General features: G+C 66.2%; 13 protein-coding genes. 7 read left to right on the top strand and 6 right to left on the bottom strand.

Annotated elements, in window-relative coordinates; genetic code table 11:
- The first annotated feature begins 129 nt into the window (after window positions 1-129).
- Window positions 130-4,149, top strand: coding sequence for an ATP-dependent RNA helicase HrpA (gene hrpA, locus JVX91_RS26620; protein ID WP_205337032.1), 4,020 nt, complete (start codon window positions 130-132; stop codon window positions 4,147-4,149).
- Between the two features lie 248 nt (window positions 4,150-4,397).
- On the opposite strand, the gene JVX91_RS26615 is transcribed toward hrpA, so the two are convergent.
- Entirely contained in the window at window positions 4,398-5,102 is a 705-nt protein-coding gene (locus tag JVX91_RS26615; protein WP_205337031.1) for a glutathione binding-like protein, read from the bottom strand.
- A gap of 121 nt (window positions 5,103-5,223) precedes the next feature.
- Here JVX91_RS26615 and JVX91_RS26610 point away from each other — a divergent pair, with 121 nt between their 5' ends.
- Entirely contained in the window at window positions 5,224-5,661 is a 438-nt protein-coding gene (locus JVX91_RS26610) for an HIT family protein (RefSeq protein ID WP_205337030.1), read from the top strand.
- Window positions 5,662-5,684: 23 nt separating this feature from the next.
- Here the strand turns inward: JVX91_RS26610 and JVX91_RS26605 are convergent, their stop codons facing one another.
- Window positions 5,685-6,104, bottom strand: coding sequence for a 3-isopropylmalate dehydratase (locus tag JVX91_RS26605; protein WP_205337029.1), 420 nt, complete (start codon window positions 6,102-6,104; stop codon window positions 5,685-5,687).
- 175 nt (window positions 6,105-6,279) lie between these two features.
- Between JVX91_RS26605 and JVX91_RS26600 the strand changes: the two genes are divergently transcribed.
- Window positions 6,280-7,344, top strand: a complete 1,065-nt coding sequence (locus JVX91_RS26600) for a GGDEF domain-containing protein (protein WP_205337028.1) — start codon at window positions 6,280-6,282, stop codon at window positions 7,342-7,344.
- Here the strand turns inward: JVX91_RS26600 and JVX91_RS26595 are convergent.
- Window positions 7,326-8,369 (bottom strand): acyltransferase, encoded by a 1,044-nt coding sequence (locus JVX91_RS26595; RefSeq protein ID WP_205337027.1) that lies wholly within the window; start codon window positions 8,367-8,369, stop codon window positions 7,326-7,328. The genes JVX91_RS26600 and JVX91_RS26595 overlap by 19 nt on opposite strands.
- 87 nt (window positions 8,370-8,456) lie before the next feature.
- A complete protein-coding gene (locus tag JVX91_RS26590; RefSeq protein WP_205337026.1) occupies window positions 8,457-9,641 on the bottom strand; it encodes an MFS transporter in 1,185 nt (394 codons plus the stop codon).
- 103 nt (window positions 9,642-9,744) lie between these two features.
- Between JVX91_RS26590 and JVX91_RS26585 the strand changes: the two genes are divergently transcribed.
- Window positions 9,745-10,647 carry a LysR family transcriptional regulator gene (locus tag JVX91_RS26585; RefSeq protein WP_205337025.1) on the top strand — a complete coding sequence of 301 codons (903 nt, stop codon included), beginning with the start codon at window positions 9,745-9,747 and terminating at the stop codon, window positions 10,645-10,647.
- 1 nt (window position 10,648) lies between these two features.
- Here the strand turns inward: JVX91_RS26585 and JVX91_RS26580 are convergent, their stop codons facing one another.
- Window positions 10,649-11,161 carry an ankyrin repeat domain-containing protein gene (locus JVX91_RS26580; RefSeq protein WP_205337024.1) on the bottom strand — a complete coding sequence of 171 codons (513 nt, stop codon included), beginning with the start codon at window positions 11,159-11,161 and terminating at the stop codon, window positions 10,649-10,651.
- Between the two features lie 426 nt (window positions 11,162-11,587).
- On the opposite strand from JVX91_RS26580, the gene JVX91_RS26575 reads away from it, so the two are divergent.
- Genes JVX91_RS26575 through JVX91_RS26565 form a run of 3 tightly spaced genes read left to right on the top strand, consistent with a single transcriptional unit; the run spans window position 11,588 to window position 13,553 of the window.
- Window positions 11,588-12,709, top strand: coding sequence for a beta-ketoacyl-ACP synthase III (locus tag JVX91_RS26575; RefSeq protein WP_205337023.1), 1,122 nt, complete (start codon window positions 11,588-11,590; stop codon window positions 12,707-12,709).
- Window positions 12,710-12,711: 2 nt separating this feature from the next.
- A complete protein-coding gene (locus JVX91_RS26570; RefSeq protein WP_205337022.1) occupies window positions 12,712-13,320 on the top strand; it encodes an RNA polymerase sigma factor in 609 nt (202 codons plus the stop codon).
- Window positions 13,314-13,553 (top strand): zf-HC2 domain-containing protein, encoded by a 240-nt coding sequence (locus tag JVX91_RS26565; protein ID WP_205337021.1) that lies wholly within the window; start codon window positions 13,314-13,316, stop codon window positions 13,551-13,553. The genes JVX91_RS26570 and JVX91_RS26565 overlap by 7 nt, the downstream gene beginning before the upstream one ends.
- Window positions 13,554-13,962: 409 nt before the next feature.
- On the opposite strand, the gene JVX91_RS26560 is transcribed toward JVX91_RS26565, so the two are convergent.
- Window positions 13,963-14,877: a VTT domain-containing protein gene (locus tag JVX91_RS26560; protein ID WP_205337020.1), complete on the bottom strand. Its 915-nt coding sequence runs from the start codon at window positions 14,875-14,877 to the stop codon at window positions 13,963-13,965.
- Between the last annotated feature and the right edge of the window lie 229 nt (window positions 14,878-15,106).

The raw sequence follows: 15,106 nt of genomic DNA, 5'->3' as shown, positions 1-15,106 counted from the left end.
CAATCGGCGTGGCGGCCCTTGCCGGTCCTCTGCGACAATCCCCGGATTGTCGCCATGACAGCCCATTTTCCGGGACCGGCCACGCTCGTTTGCGCTGCGCCGCTTCCCGCGCATACGCCAGCGAAGCCGATGACCCCAGAAACCACGCCGACTCCCGATCAACTCCTGCAGCGCATGGATCATGCGCTGATCCGCGACCGCCATCGCCTGCGCCGGCAGCTCCACGAACTGCGCAAGCACCCGGACGACGCCAAGCTGGCGCAGTGGGCCGAACGCTTCCAGGCCTCCTGCGCCAAGGTCGAGGCGCGCCGCGCGAGCATTCCGAAGATTCGCTACGACGACAGCCTGCCGATTGCCGCCAAGCGCGACGAGATCAAGGCCGCGCTGGAAAAGAGCCAGGTGGTGGTGATTGCCGGCGAAACCGGTTCGGGCAAGACCACCCAGCTGCCGAAGATCTGCCTGGAGCTGGGCCGCGGCACCCACGGCCTGATCGGCCACACCCAGCCGCGCCGCCTCGCCGCGCGTAGCGTGGCGACCCGCGTTGCCGAGGAAATCGGCACGCCGCTGGGCTCGCTGGTCGGCTACCAGGTGCGCTTCGAGGACCAGAGCGACGAAAGCACGCTGATCAAGCTGATGACCGACGGCATCCTGCTGGCCGAGACCCAGCATGACCGCTATCTGGAACGCTACGACACGATCATCGTCGACGAAGCCCACGAACGCAGCCTGAACATCGACTTCCTGCTCGGCTTCCTCAAGACGCTGCTGCCGCGTCGGCCCGACCTCAAACTGATCATCACCTCGGCGACCATCGATCTGGAGCGTTTCTCCAAGCACTTTGGCGACGCACCGATCGTCGAGGTCTCGGGCCGTACCTACCCGGTGGACACCTGGTACCGCCCGCTCGCCGCGGAAGTGGACGAGGACGGCGAAGCCCTGTTCGACGACCTGTCCGTGGACCAGGGCATCCTCCGTGCGCTGGACGAGATCGCCGCCCACGAACGTGAGATCGGCAAGCGTCCCGGCGACGTGCTGGTATTCCTCCCCGGCGAGCGCGAGATTCGCGACGCCGCCGATATGCTGCGCAAGGCCAACCTGCGCCACACCGAAGTGTTGCCGCTGTATGCGCGCCTGACGCCGGCCGAGCAGCAGAAGATTTTCGCGCCCATGCCGGGGCGCAAGATCGTGCTCGCCACCAACGTCGCCGAGACCTCGCTGACCGTGCCGGGCATCCGCTACGTGATCGACAGTGGCACCGCGCGCATCAGCCGCTACAGCTACCGCGCCAAGGTCCAGCGTCTGCCCATCGAAGCCGTTTCGCAGGCCAGCGCCAACCAGCGCAAGGGCCGTTGCGGCCGGGTCGAGCCGGGCATCTGCGTGCGCCTGTACAGCGAGGAAGACTTCAACGGCCGCCCGGCCTTTACCGATCCGGAGATTCTGCGCACCAACCTCGCGGCGGTGATCCTGCAGATGCTCCACCTGCGCCTGGGCGACATCGAGGCCTTCCCCTTCATCGAGCCGCCGGATGGCAAGGCGATCAACGACGGCTTCACCCTGCTGCAGGAACTCTCGGCAGTGAACCGCGAGGGCCAGCTCACGCCGCTGGGCCGCCAGCTCGCGCGCCTGCCCATCGACCCGCGCCTGGGCCGCATGCTGCTGGAAGCGGCGCAACTGGGCAGCCTGCCGGAAGTCCTCACCGTGGCCAGCGCGCTATCCGTGCAGGACCCGCGCGAGCGGCCGATGGATCGCCAGCAGGCCGCCGACCAGGCCCACGCCCAGTGGAAAGACCCGGACTCGGACTTCGCCGCGCTGATCAACCTCTGGCGCGGCTTCGAGGAGCAGCGCCAGGCGCTGGGCTCCAACCCGCTGCGCAATTGGTGCCGGAAGAACTTCCTGAATTACCTGCGCCTGCGCGAGTGGCGCGATGCACACCGCCAGTTGACGCTGATCTGCCGCGAATTGCAGCTGCCTTTCGGCTCGAAGTCGGACGGTGCCCAGCGCAAGAACGAACCCGTCCGCGAGCAGGCCAAGCCGCACGACAACCGTGGCCGCCAGCCGGTCGCCAAGGCGGATGAGCCGAAGGCCCGCGACATCGACTACGCCGCCGTGCACAAGGCGATCCTCTCCGGCCTGCTCAGCCAGATCGGCCAGAAGGCGGAGGAGGGCGACTACCTCGGCGCGCGCCAGCGGCGCTTCTGGATTCATCCCTCCAGCGTGATCGGCCGCAAGAAGCCGCAGTGGATCATGGCCGCCGAGCTGGTGGAGACCACCAAGCTGTTCGCCCGCATGGTCGCCAAGATCGAGCCGGACTGGCTGGAACCGCTGGCTGGGCATCTGGTGAAGAAGAACTACCTGGAACCGCATTGGGAGAAACGCCGCGGCCAGGTGGTGGCCTACGAGCAGGTCACCCTGTACGGCCTGATCATCATCGGCCGCCGCGCCGTGCATTACGGCCCGATCGATGCGCCGGTGTCCCGCGAGATGTTCATCCGCGAGGCGCTGGTGCGCGGCGAGATCAACAGCCGTGCCAAGTGCCTGTCGGCCAACCGCCAGTTGCTGGAGAAGCTCGACGAGCTGGAAGCCAAGGCGCGCCGGCGTGACATCCTCGCCGATGAGGAAACCCTGTTCGCCTACTACGACGAACGCCTGCCGGCGGACATCTACCAGTCCGCCAGCTTCGAGAAATGGTACGAGCGCGAGCACAAGGCAAAACCGGACCTGCTGATCATGCGCGAGGAAGATGTCCTCGCGCGCGATGCCAGTGAAGTCACTGCCGGTCTTTACCCGGATCGCCTGCAACTGGGTGAGCTGCAGTTGCCGCTGACCTACCATTTCGAACCGGGCCACGTGCGTGACGGCGTGACCCTGCGCGTGCCGGCGCCACTGTTGCCGCAACTGCCCGCCGAACGCCTGGAATGGCTGGTGCCGGGCCTGCTGGAGGCCAAGTGCATCGAGCTGGTGCGCAGCCTGCCCAAGGCGATCCGCAAGAACTTCGTGCCGGTGCCGGACTTCGTCCGCGCCGCGCAGGGCAAGATGGTCTTTGCCGAGGGCGCGTTGTCCGAATCCCTCGGCCGCGAGCTGCAGCGCATGACCGGCAGCCGCGTGCCGGAAGAGGCCTGGGCGGAGGCCGAGACCCAGGTGGAAAGCCACCTGCGCATGAACATCGAAGTGGTCGACGCCCGTGGCAAGTTCCTTGGCGAGGGCCGCGATCTGGCGGAACTCACCGCGCGCTTCGCCGAGGCCAGCCAGGCTGCGCTGGCGATCCCGCAGGCGGACAAGCCGCAGAAACCGGTGGAAGCCAAGGGCTTCGCCGGGGTGGCGGAAAAGGTCCAGCAGAAGGTTGCCGGGCTGTCGATGACGGTCTATCCGGCGTTGGTGGAAGAGGCCGGCGTGGTGAAGGAAAACCGCTTCCCGACCCAGGCCGAGGCCGACTACCAGCACCGTCGCGCCCTGCAGCGACTGCTATTGCAACAGCTCGCCGAGCCGGCGAAGTTCCTGCGCAGCAAGCTGCCGGGGCAGACCGACATGGGCCTGCTCTACCGTGAGCTGGGCCGCGTCGAGTCGTTGGTCGAAGACATCCTGCTGGCCAGCCTGGACAGCGCCATTCTCGAGGGGGAAGCCAACCTGCCGCGCGATGGCGCCGGACTCGCGTCGCTGGCCGAGAAGAAGCGCGGCGCCTGGACCGAGCACGCCGAACGCATCGCCCGCCTGACCCTGGAAATCCTCAAGCTTTGGCACGGCCTGCAGAAGCGCTTCAAGGGCAAGGTCGACCTCGCCATGACGGTGCCGCTCAACGACGTGAAGGGGCAGTTGGCCAAGCTGGTCTACCCCGGCTTCGTGCGCGACACGCCGCTGGAGTGGCTGAAGGAAATCCCGCGTTACCTGAAGGCTGTCGAGCAGCGTCTGGACAAGGTCGCAGGCCAAGTCCAGCGCGACCGCGTGTGGAGCGGCGAGATGGCCGGCTACTGGGAACAGTATTCGGCGCGCCTGGCCAAGCACGCCCAGGAAGGCAAGCGCGACCCCGAGCTGGTGCTCTATCGCTGGATGCTGGAGGAGTACCGCGTTTCGCTGTTCGCCCAGCAGTTGGGGACGAAGCTACCGGTGTCGGACAAGCGCCTGTCGAAGCAGTGGAGCCAGGTCGAGGCCTGATTCTGTGGGAGCGAGCTTGCTCGCGACCGGCTCGCCGATGACTCTGGTAGTCGGCTGGGGTCCCTTCCCTCACCCTAACCCTCTCCCAGAGGGAGAGGGGACTGATCGGTGTGGACGGGAAATGGCAGCGTTAGCCGGAACCTGAGTTGCCGGCTGAAACCTGAACGTTCAGTTTGCACGGACAACCCCCTCTCCCCCTGGGAGAGGGCTGGGGTGAGGGGCGCCGCAAGGCGGCTCTGCCCCGAACCTCAATCCCGCTTCGGAATCGACAGCCCCCGCTGCACCGCCGGCCGCGCCAGGAAACGCTCCAGCACGCGCTTCACATTGGCAAATTTGTCGAACTCCACCAGCTCGCCCGCCTCATAGAAACCAATCAGGTTACGAATCCACGGGAAGGTGGCGATGTCGGCGATGGTGTAGCGCTCGCCCATGATCCAGTCGCGGCCTTCCAGGCGCTGGTCGAGCACGCCCAGCAGGCGCTTGGCTTCGTCCACATAGCGCTGCAGCGGGCGCTTGTCCTCGTAGTCCTTGCCGGCGAATTTGTTGAAGAATCCGATCTGGCCGAACATCGGGCCGATCCCACCCATCTGGAACATCAGCCACTGCAGCGTCTCGTAGCGACCGCTGGCGCCGGGGGCGATCAGCGAGTCGGTCTTGTCGGCCAGGTAGACCAGGATCGCGCCGGACTCGAACAGCGCCAGCGGTTTGCCGTCCGGGCCGTTGGGATCGAGGATTGCGGGGATCTTGTTGTTCGGGTTCAGCGAGAGGAATTCGGGGGACATCTGGTCATTGCGTTCGAAGCTGACCAGGTGCGGCTCGTAGGGCAAACCCAGCTCTTCCAGCATGATCGACACCTTCACGCCGTTGGGCGTGGGCAGCGAATACAGCTGCAGGCGGTCAGGGTGCTCGGCGGGCCATTTCTGAGTGATAGGGAACGCGGAAAGGTCTGACATGCATGCTCCGGTCAGGGTGCGAGAAAGGCCTCAGGATAGCCCTCCCCACGCCACCGGTCATGACCCGCGCGCGACAAAAAGGTATGGTGCGGCCCCATAGTCACCGGAGAAGGAACCCACCATGAGTCTGCAAGGCACCTACGATCCGCAGAACATCTTCGCCCAGATCATTCGCGGCGAGGCCCCCTGCTTCAAGCTGTACGAGGACGACGACGTGCTCGCCTTCCTCGATCTGTTCCCGCAGTCCTACGGCCATGCCCTGGTGATTCCGAAGAATTCGCCGGCGCGCAACATCCTCGAAGTCGACGCCGATGCGCTGGCCAAGGTGATGCGCGTGGTGCAGCGCCTGACCGGCGTGATCGTCGAAGAGCTGAATCCCGATGGCGTGCAGGTCGCCCAGTTCAACGGCGCGCCGGCCGGGCAGACGGTGTTCCACATCCACGTGCACATCGTTCCGCGCTACGCCGGCGAGGGCCTGGGTATCCACGCGGCGAACAAGGCCGATGCGGGGGAGTTGGAGAAGCTGCAAGCGCGCCTCGTTGCCCGTCTGAACGGCTGAGGCGCGCCCGTGCGGTCGAGGACTTACTCGACCGCCGGCTTGATATCGAAGCCGGTGCGGTTGTCGCTGACGATGCGGAAGGCGTTGTTGCCGTCCGGTTCGAGCGGTACCAGCAATTCGCGGCGCAGCATGGCCTTGCTGCACAGGCCGTCGCCGTCCTTGTCGCCGATGATGCCCACCACATGCTTGCCCGCCGGTACGTGGAAGCTGGCCGACTCGCCCTTGCCGATCCGCGCCGCGATTTCATGGTCGATGGTGACGGCGACGTAGCAGCCGCCGCCGATATAGCCCACGTCGCGGGTGACGTCGACCTTGACGCTGTCCTTGCCCGGTTGCTGGTAGGCCAGCAAACGGTCCGCGGGTACGGGGTGGACTTCATCGGCCTGGTAAGAGGCACAACCGGAGATCGCGAGCACGGACAGAGCGGCAAGAATCGAACGCATGGACTTCCTCCACAGATGATGCAGCGAAGGCTAGTCCATCCGGCGGGCTTCTGTCGGTTTGGCAACGCATTGTAGGAATTTGGAGTAGTCTTCAGGGACGTGGAGCGGGCAGGATAGCCCGGAGATCGCCATTCAGGACGACCCCGCGGACGGTCGAGCCAAGGAGCAGGGCGTGATGCACCGCAACAGCGACCCCGAGCAGATGTTCGAATCCACCGCCGGCCCGACCGGCCTGGAGGAAGCCGATCATCGACTGCTGATGCGCCTTATCTTCACCTGCACCGGGGCGACCCTGGGGCTGTTCTCGATCCTCCAGTTCTTCGCCGGCAATTACTGGCTGGCCGGCGCCGAACTGACCACGTGTGGCCTGCTGTTGTGGGCGACACAGCGGCTCAAGCGGGTGACGCGCCTGGTGCCGTGGATCATCGCCTACCTGCTGCCCACCTTCTGTTTCATCCTCTACATCATCGTCATGCCCAACGCCTCGGCCACGGCCTTCGTCTGGGTCTACCTGATGCCGGTGATGGCCTACCTGCTGCTGGGGAAACTGCGCGGCTTCCTGCTCGCCGTCCCGTTCATGCTGATCGCCACGGTGATGTACCTGCGCGCCAACCAGGTGCACCTCGATGCGCCGGGGCTGATCGATATCGGCAATGGCATCTTCTGCGGCGTGCTGGTGATCGCCTTCATGCACGTCTACGAAGGGCGCCGCGCGGAGGCCTACAAACAGTTGCGCCAGTTGGCCCTGACCGACGCGCTGACCGGTGTAGCCAGTCGCGAGAGTTTCCAGCGCGCCCTGCAGCGCTGCATCCAGGAAGCGGCACGCTACGACACCCGCCTGGTGCTGGTGGTGCTGGATGTCGATCACTTCAAGAACATCAACGACCAGTGGGGCCACGACGCCGGCGACAAGGCGCTGCAGCACCTGTGCAATCGCCTGCGCCATCGCCTGCGCGCCACCGACCTGATCGGCCGGCTCGGCGGTGAGGAATTCGGCCTGCTGTTGCCCTTCACCGATCGTTTCGATGCGCAGCCGCTGGTGGAATCCCTACGCCGTGAAATCGCCGAGGCGCCGTTACAGTACCAGGGGCAGCGCATCCCGATTTCCGCCACCTTCGGCCTCGCCGAGTGGCCGTGCGACGGGCTGGATGCGGACGAGCTCTACCGCTGCACCGACCGCCGCCTGTATCGCGGCAAGGCCGAAGGGCGCAACCGCCTGGTCTACACCGATCCGGCCTGAGCACGTCGCGCCGCGATGGGTTCCGCCACCCGCGCATAGGCAGCACGCACCCGTCGTGCCATGCGCCGTTCCACCCACTCATAGCTCAGCCAGGACAGCAGCAGTATCGCCGGTACGCTGAGGCCCAGTGTCTGGTACGGCGTCAGGCCCAGCCGCTCGTGCAGCCAATAGGCCGCCAGCCACAGCACGATCACATGCAGCAGGTACACCGAGTAGGACCAGTCGCCCAGCGCGTGCAGCACCTTGTTGCGCTCGAACAACGGCTCCAGGGCCACGCAGGCGGCGAGCAGCGCGGCGGCGGGCAGGCCCCAGGTGAGCAGGCGCCACGGATGGTCGGCGGGGAACAGCGCGATGGTCGCCACCGCCCCGGCCACCATCGTCAGGGCCAGCGGTCTGGGCAGGTTCAACCAGCCGCGCCGGTACAGCGCCGCGAGGCCCAGGCCGAGCAGGAACTCGAAGATGATCGGATTGCGGTAGAAGTTGCTGATCCAGGGTTCGCGCGCCAGCACCTGTGCCACCAGCAGTACCAGCGCGGTCACCAGCCACGCTCGCCAGCGCTCGGCGACCAGAAAGGAGAGGGCGAACAAGGCGTAGAAGAGCATCTCGAAATTCAACGTCCAGCCCACCGGTAGCACCGGGTAGAGGCCGAAGCCGCCGGGGTTCTGGCTGGGAATGAAGAGCATCGACAGCAGCAGCGATTTGCCGCCGACGCCATACACCGGCATCACATCGGCGAAGGCGTGGATGATCAGTGCGGTGATCGCCGTGTACAGCCAATAGGCCGGGGCGACACGGGCCAGGCGCTGGACCAGGAAGGTCAGCGGCGACATCGGTCGCCCGGCGCTGGAGAGATGGATCACGAAGCCACTCAGGACGAAGAAGATGTCGACGCCGACCTGGCCGCGCGTGGAGAGCAATCTGCCGCCGAGGCTGTCGGCGTGGAAATCGAAGAACACCTGCATGAAGTGATGGAACACCACCAGCCAGGCGGCCAGTGCCCGCAGTGCCTGAAGCGAAACCAGCATGGGTGGGCGAGCCCTCCGTCTGTGGATAAAAGAAAAGGGCGCGACTCTGCGCGCCCCTTTCCTCGACAGTACGGCTTCGCCGATCGTTCACCGAGCCTGCTGGACGGTCGCCGCCGACATCGCCGGTCCGCGCTCCAGGCGCAGGCACAGCAGCGCCGTGGCGATAGCCGCGACCGGCAGCAGCGCGCCGACCCAGGGCAGCGCGGCGAGGCCGGGGCCATGGTCGATGGTCATGCCGCCGAGCCAGGCGCCCAGGGCGTTGCCCAGGTTGAACGCGGCGATGTTGAAACTGGCCGCCACGCTCTGCCCGGCCCCGTGGGCCTTCTCCAGCACCCACATCTGCAGCGGCGGCACAGTGGCGAAACCGGCGGCGCCGAGCAGGGCGATGAACACGATCACCGCGATCTTGTTGTCCAGGGCGAAGCTCATCAGGCCCAGCACCACCGCCAGCGCCAGCATGCTGCCGAGCAGGGTGGGCACCAGCTTGCGATCGGCCAGCTTGCCGCCGAGCAGGTTGCCCAGCACCAGGCCACCGCCGAACACCAGCAGCACCGGCGACACGGCGCTCTCGGAGAACCCGGCCAGGCGAGTGAGCAGCGGCGACACGTAGCTGAACACGGTAAACACGCCGCCGAAGCCGAGCACCGTGGTCAACAGGCCGAGCAGCACGGCCGGGCGCTTCAGCACGCGGAAGTCGTCGCGCAGGTTGCCGGCGGCGGGCGGGGCGCTGTCACGCGGCAGGTAGATCGCCAGGATCGCCAGGGCCAGTACGCCGATGCCGGTGACCACCCAGAAGGCCGCGCGCCAGCCATAGAGTTGGCCGAGCCAGGTGCCCAGGGGTACGCCGAGGATGGTGGCGACGGTGAGGCCGGTGAACATCAGGGCGATGGCGGAGGCGCGGCGTTCGGCCGGCACCAGGCTGGTGGCGACCACCGAGCCGACGCCGAAGAAGGTGCCGTGGGCGAAGGAGGTCAGCACCCGCGCCGCCATCAGCGTGGCATAGTCCGGCGCCAGGGCACAGGCCAGGTTGCCGAGGGTGAAGATCACCATCAGCCCGAGCAGAGTGTTGCGTTGCGGCCAGCGCGCGGTGAGGGCAGTGAGCAGCGGCGCGCCGAGCACCACGCCCAGCGCGTAGCCGGAGATCAGCAGGCCGGCGGCGGAGATCGACACACCGAAGTCCTGGCCGACCTCCAGCAGCAATCCCATGATCACGAATTCGGTAACGCCGATGCCAAAGGCACCGGCGGTCAAGGCATACAAGGCAATGGGCACGATGGCTCTCCCAGATGATTCGTAGAATGGGCGCCACCTTATCCCCGTGCGTATTGCTGATATAGACTGCCTTTGAGCAAATCACCTGTGAATTGAATTCAACATGGCCCGGCCCGACGTCAATCGCTTCGGCGAAATGGAAGTGTTCATCCGCGTGGTGGAAACCGGTGGTTTCACTGCCGCCGCGCAGCAATGCGGCATGACACCGTCCGCAGTGAGCAAGCTGGTGGCGCGCCTGGAAGATCGCCTCGGCGCGCGACTGTTCAATCGCTCCACCCGGCGCCAGCAGCTCACGGCCGAAGGCGCAGCCTTCTACGAACGCAGCCTGCGCATCCTCGCCGACCTGGACGAAGCCGAGCGTGAAGCCTCGGCCAGTGCCGAGCCGCAGGGCAGGGTACGCATCAGCTGCAACCTGCCGGTTGGCCGGCAATTCCTGATCCCCGCGCTGCCGCTGTTCTTTGAGCGTCACCCCGGCGTCAGCCTCGATCTGCAACTGACCGATGAAGTGGTGGATCTGCTGGAAGTCCGCGCCGACGTGGCCGTGCGCAGCGGCCCGCTGCAAGACTCGCGGCTGGTGGCGCGCTCGCTGGGTGAGTCCGGGCACAAGATCGTTGCCGCGCCCGAGTATCTGTCGCGGCACGGCGCGCCGCAGCATCCGCGTGAACTGGGCGGATACAACTGCGTGGGCTTCAGCTACCGGCGCGTCGAGCCGGACTGGCCGTTCCTCGGCAAGCAGGCGGGTGATCCGGAGCCCAGCGGCAACCTGCTGGCCAGCGATGGCGACAGCGTGCGCCATCTGGCGCTGGCGGGACTGGGACTGGCACGGTTGGCAGAGTTTCAGGTGCGCGAGGATATCGCCGCCGGACGGCTGGTGGAGGTGCTGGCGGACTTCAACCCCGGCGACCGCAAGCCGATGCACGCGCTTTACCTGGGCAAGCCGGGTCACCTACCCGCGCGGGTGCGCGCTGTGCTCGACTTCCTCGCCGAGCACGTGCGCATCGACTGACTCAGGCCGCTTCGAGCAGCGCCAGGGTGTCGGTCGCGCCCATCATCTTCGCCGCGGCCAATGGCGTCAGGCCGCTGGCATCGCGGGCCTCGCGGTTGGCACCGTGTTCCAGCAGGCAGCGGACGATCTCCGGGCGGTTGAACATGGCGGCCATCATCAAGGCGGTCTTGCCGTCGGGAGAGGCGCCTTCCACCTGGGCGCCTCGGCGCAGCAGCAGGCGCACCATCTCCAGGTCACCCTTGAAAGCGGCGCCAGCCAGCGGCGTCTGCCCGGCGTTGTTGCGCAGGTCCGGGTCGGCGCCGTGGTCGAGCAGCGCCGCCACCGTGTCGTGGTGGCCGTAGTAACTGGCCAGCATCAGCAGGCTGTCGCCCTTGTGATTGCGCAGGTTGGCCGGCAGCCCCTGGCGGAGCAGGTCGATCAGGCGCTCGGTATCGCCCTGGCGGGCCAGATCGATCACCTGATTGGCGAATTCCAGGGTCTGTTCATCCATTTCCGGGCGGATTGCTTCGCTCATCCTGAAGTCTCCATGGCTAGGTCGGGAATGCTCCGAAGGATAAGGATTGACGCGCGCGGGCGCGCTAACGCCGTCCCTATGATGCCGGTGGAAAAAATCAATCCGTTGCCTCAAGGCAGGCTCGACGTGATCTGCGTCCGTAAACTTGCCGGATTGTCATCTTCGTGTGGGCGACTTTTCGGCGAAATTTGCAGCATAATCAGCGACCAGCGGTTGCACCCGGGTGACACCGCGAACCGCCGGGCGGCCAAAGGTGTCGCCCACCCCGAGGGATGGCAAACTGCCCGGTTGCGGGGATCGCCATCCCGACGCCTTCGCGCCACGATGCGAAGGCCTACGAATATCCAGTGCCGGCCACCGCGCGGGCACCTTGATGCCTAACCATGCTGCCGGGCCCGGTGGCCCAGATTGAGAAGAGGATTGACCGTGCATAAAGTCGTGATCAGCGGAACTGGCCTGTATACCCCGCCGTTCAGCATCTCCAACGATGAACTGGTGGAATCCTTCAACAGCTACGTCCGCAGCTACAACGACCAGCACGCCGACGCTATCGCCAAGGGCGAAGTGGAAGCACTCTCCGAGTCCAGCTCGGCGTTCATCGAGAAGGCTTCCGGCATCAAGAGCCGCTTCGTGGTGAACAAGGAAGGCATCCTCGACCCGCAGCGCATGGCGCCGCGCATTCCGGAACGCTCCAACGAAGACTGGGGCATCCTCTGCGAGATGGCCGCCCATGCCGCGAAGGAAGCCCTGCAGCGCGCCGGCCGCAAGCCCGAGGACATCGACGGCGTGATCGTCGCCTGCTCCAACCTGCAGCGCGCCTACCCGGCCGTGGCCATCGAAGTGCAGGCCGCCCTTGGCATCCAGGGCTTCGGCTACGACATGAACGTCGCCTGCTCCTCGGCCACCTTCGGCATCCAGGCCGCGGTGAACAGCGTGCAGCTGGGCCAGGCCCGGGCCATCCTGATGGTCAACCCGGAAATCTGCACCGGCCACCTGAACTTCCGCGACCGCGACAGCCACTTCATCTTCGGCGACGCCGCCACCGCCGTGGTCATCGAGCGCGCCGACCAGGCGATCTCCAAGCACCAGTTCGACGTGGTCAGCACCAAGCTGCTGACCCAGTTCTCCAACAACATCCGCAACAACTTCGGCTTCCTCAACCGCGCGGCGGAAGAGGGCATCGGCACCCGCGACAAGCTGTTCGTCCAGGAAGGCCGCAAGGTGTTCAAGGACGTCTGCCCGATGGTGGCCGAGCTGATCGGCGAGCACCTGGCGCAGAACGACATCCCGGTCAGCGACGTGAAGCGCTTCTGGCTGCACCAGGCCAACCTCAACATGAACCTGCTGATCACCCGCAAGCTGATCGGCCGCGACGCCGAAGCCCACGAAGCGCCGGTGATCCTCGACACCTACGCCAACACCAGCTCGGCCGGTTCGGTCATCGCCTTCCACAAATACCAGGACGACCTGCCCGCCGGCTCCATCGGCGTGCTGAGCTCGTTCGGCGCCGGTTACTCCATCGGCAGCGTGATCCTGCGCAAGCGCTGATCGTGCAGAGCGACGACAGCGAGCTGTTGTCGCGCCTGCTGGCCGGAGACCAGCAGGCCTTCCGCACCCTGGTAGCCGCCTACCAGGGCGCGATGCGCGCCGTGGCCATCGCCATCGTCGGCAGCACCCACGCCGACGAAGTGGTGCAGGACGCCTGGCTCGCCGCCGTGCGCAACCTGGACGGTTTCCAGGGGCGCTCCAGCCTCAAGACCTGGCTGCTGACCATTACGGCCAACACCGCCAAATCCCGCCTGCGCAAGGTCCGCCGCGACGTCTCGCTCGACGACCTGCCCGCGCCCCACGGCAGCATCGACGATAGCCGTTTCGCCGCCGACGGCCATTGGAGTGCCGCGCCCTTGGCCTGGCACGAGGACTCGCCCGAAGCCCTGCTGGCGGAAGACGAACTGCGCGAATGCCTGGAAAAGACCCTGCTCAGCCTGTCCGACCTGCAACGCAGCGTGTTGCTCCTGCGCGAACGCCAGGGGCTGGAATTGGAGGAGATCTGTAATCTGCTGGAGGTTTCGCTCTCCAATGTGCGGGTGCTGCTGCATCGCGCACGGCTGAAGGTATTCGCCACCGTGGAGCACTTCGAGGAGACCGGGGAATGTTGACCTGCAAGGAACTGGTGGCCCGCTCCAGCGACCTGCTGGACGAACAGCTGGGCTGGCGCGAGAAGCTCGCGCTGCGCCGGCACCTGTTGCTGTGCCGCAACTGCCGGCGTTACTTGCGGCAGATGCGCCTGACCCAGGCGACCCTGCGCCTGCTACCAGAACCGCCTCGCCCGGACTCGGAGCGCCTGGCTGACCATCTCGCCGAACTGCGCCGGGACAGCGCGCGCCGCTGAGCGGGCACGCTCTTCGTAGGAGCGGACCTTGTCCGCGAAAATCTGACCGCCGCGTCCCGACGCCGAGCGACTGGCTGACCATCTCGCCGAGCTGCGCCGGGACAGCGCGCGCCGCCGAGTGGGCACGCTCTTCGTAGGAGCGGACCTTGCCCGCGAAAATCTGACCGGCGCGTTCTGAACACCCCGACAGAAAGCGAAACCGATCGCGACCAGAACCGCCGCGTCCCGACGCCGAGCGACTGGCTGACCATCTCGCCGAGCTGCGCCGGGACAGAGCGCGCCGCTGAGCGGGCACGCTTTTCGTAGGAGCGGACCTTGTCCGCGAAAATCTGACCGGCGCGTTCTGAACACCCCGGCAGAAAGCGAAACCGATCGCAGACAGAGTCCGCCCCTACGCCGTTTGGTTGCTTCAGGCGGAGGCCTGCGCCCGCCACGCATCCAGCCCACCTGACAGCGCCCACGTACGCGCATGCCCGGATGCGTTCAGCCGTTCCGCCAACATCGCCGCGGAAAGCTCGCGCGGGCAGGCGCAATAGATCACCACGTCGCGGTCGCCCAGGCTCCCGCGCAATTCATCCAGTGGCGCGTCGATGTTGAACGCGATAGACCCGGGAATCGCCTCATCGTCGAACTGCGCACGCACATCCAGAATCAGCGGCGGCTTGCCGGCGTCCAGGCGGGCGCGCAGCTCATCGACGCTGATCCGTGGAATCCGCGAAGTGCGGCGCAGCAGGTTGGCGCGCTGCCAGAGCTTCCAGGCGATGAACAGGGCGAAAGCCCCCAGCAGCGCCGCGATGCCGACGCTGGCGTACTGCGTCAGCCAGCCGAGGACGCGATCCACCGCCGAGCTGAAGATGCTGCCGAGCATCAGCGCGGAGCCGGCCCAGAGCGCCGCTCCAGCGCAGTCGTAGGCAAGGAAGCGCGGCAGCGGCGTGCGCATCATGCCGGCCATCGTGGTGGTCAGCGCGCTGGCGCCGGGGAGGAAGCGCGAGATCAGCAGCGCGCGCGGGCCGATACGCAGATACAGGCTCTGGCTCTGGCGGATGCAGCTGTCCGGTGACAGCGACACCTTGCACACGCTGCGCAGCATGAAACCGCCGAAGCGCCTGCCGGCGCAGAACCAGATCAAATCGGCGATCAGGCAGGCGCACACCGCCACCGCCAGCGCCTCGCCCAGGGGGACGCCGCTGCCTTGCAGGGCGAGGGCACCCGCAACGATCAGCGCCGGATAAGCCGGAATCGGCAGGCCGAGCTGTTCCAGCAGGACGTTGAAGAACAGCAGGGTCAGACCGTGCTGCTGGATCAGGGGTTGCAGTTCATGCATGGGGTAGCCCGAGCGAGAAGGTCGATCAGGGGAGGCGATAGCATACCGGCAAAGCGGCCTTCAGAAACCGCCTGCAAGCCTAGTGGCACATGGCCTAGGACCGTTATTCGATAAAGAAATCAAAAGTTCCTCTGTAATAAAAGTTTTATCTAGGAGCAACTGATCTGAAATAACCCCTCGCCAAGATTCCCAGCAACACAAACGGGGGCCGCCAGAACGGCCTGTGCGA

Origin of the sequence: Pseudomonas sp. PDNC002, assembly GCF_016919445.1 — a bacterium.
Classification (GTDB): Bacteria; Pseudomonadota; Gammaproteobacteria; order Pseudomonadales; family Pseudomonadaceae; genus Pseudomonas.
This window is presented reverse-complemented; position numbering and strand designations above follow the sequence as displayed.

Bases quoted from the DNA above. Each gene is read 5' to 3' on its own strand.
- JVX91_RS26565 (WP_205337021.1), top strand. From the start codon at position 13,314: ATGTTGACCTGCAAGGAACTGGTGGCCCGCTCCAGCGACCTGCTGGAC.
- JVX91_RS26560 (WP_205337020.1), bottom strand. From the start codon at position 14,877: ATGCATGAACTGCAACCCCTGATCCAGCAGCACGGTCTGACCCTGCTG.
- JVX91_RS26580 (WP_205337024.1), bottom strand. From the start codon at position 11,161: ATGAGCGAAGCAATCCGCCCGGAAATGGATGAACAGACCCTGGAATTC.
- JVX91_RS26585 (WP_205337025.1), top strand. From the start codon at position 9,745: ATGGCCCGGCCCGACGTCAATCGCTTCGGCGAAATGGAAGTGTTCATC.
- JVX91_RS26615 (WP_205337031.1), bottom strand. From the start codon at position 5,102: ATGTCAGACCTTTCCGCGTTCCCTATCACTCAGAAATGGCCCGCCGAG.
- JVX91_RS26610 (WP_205337030.1), top strand. From the start codon at position 5,224: ATGAGTCTGCAAGGCACCTACGATCCGCAGAACATCTTCGCCCAGATC.
- JVX91_RS26595 (WP_205337027.1), bottom strand. From the start codon at position 8,369: ATGCTGGTTTCGCTTCAGGCACTGCGGGCACTGGCCGCCTGGCTGGTG.
- JVX91_RS26600 (WP_205337028.1), top strand. From the start codon at position 6,280: ATGCACCGCAACAGCGACCCCGAGCAGATGTTCGAATCCACCGCCGGC.
- JVX91_RS26605 (WP_205337029.1), bottom strand. From the start codon at position 6,104: ATGCGTTCGATTCTTGCCGCTCTGTCCGTGCTCGCGATCTCCGGTTGT.
- hrpA (WP_205337032.1), top strand. From the start codon at position 130: ATGACCCCAGAAACCACGCCGACTCCCGATCAACTCCTGCAGCGCATG.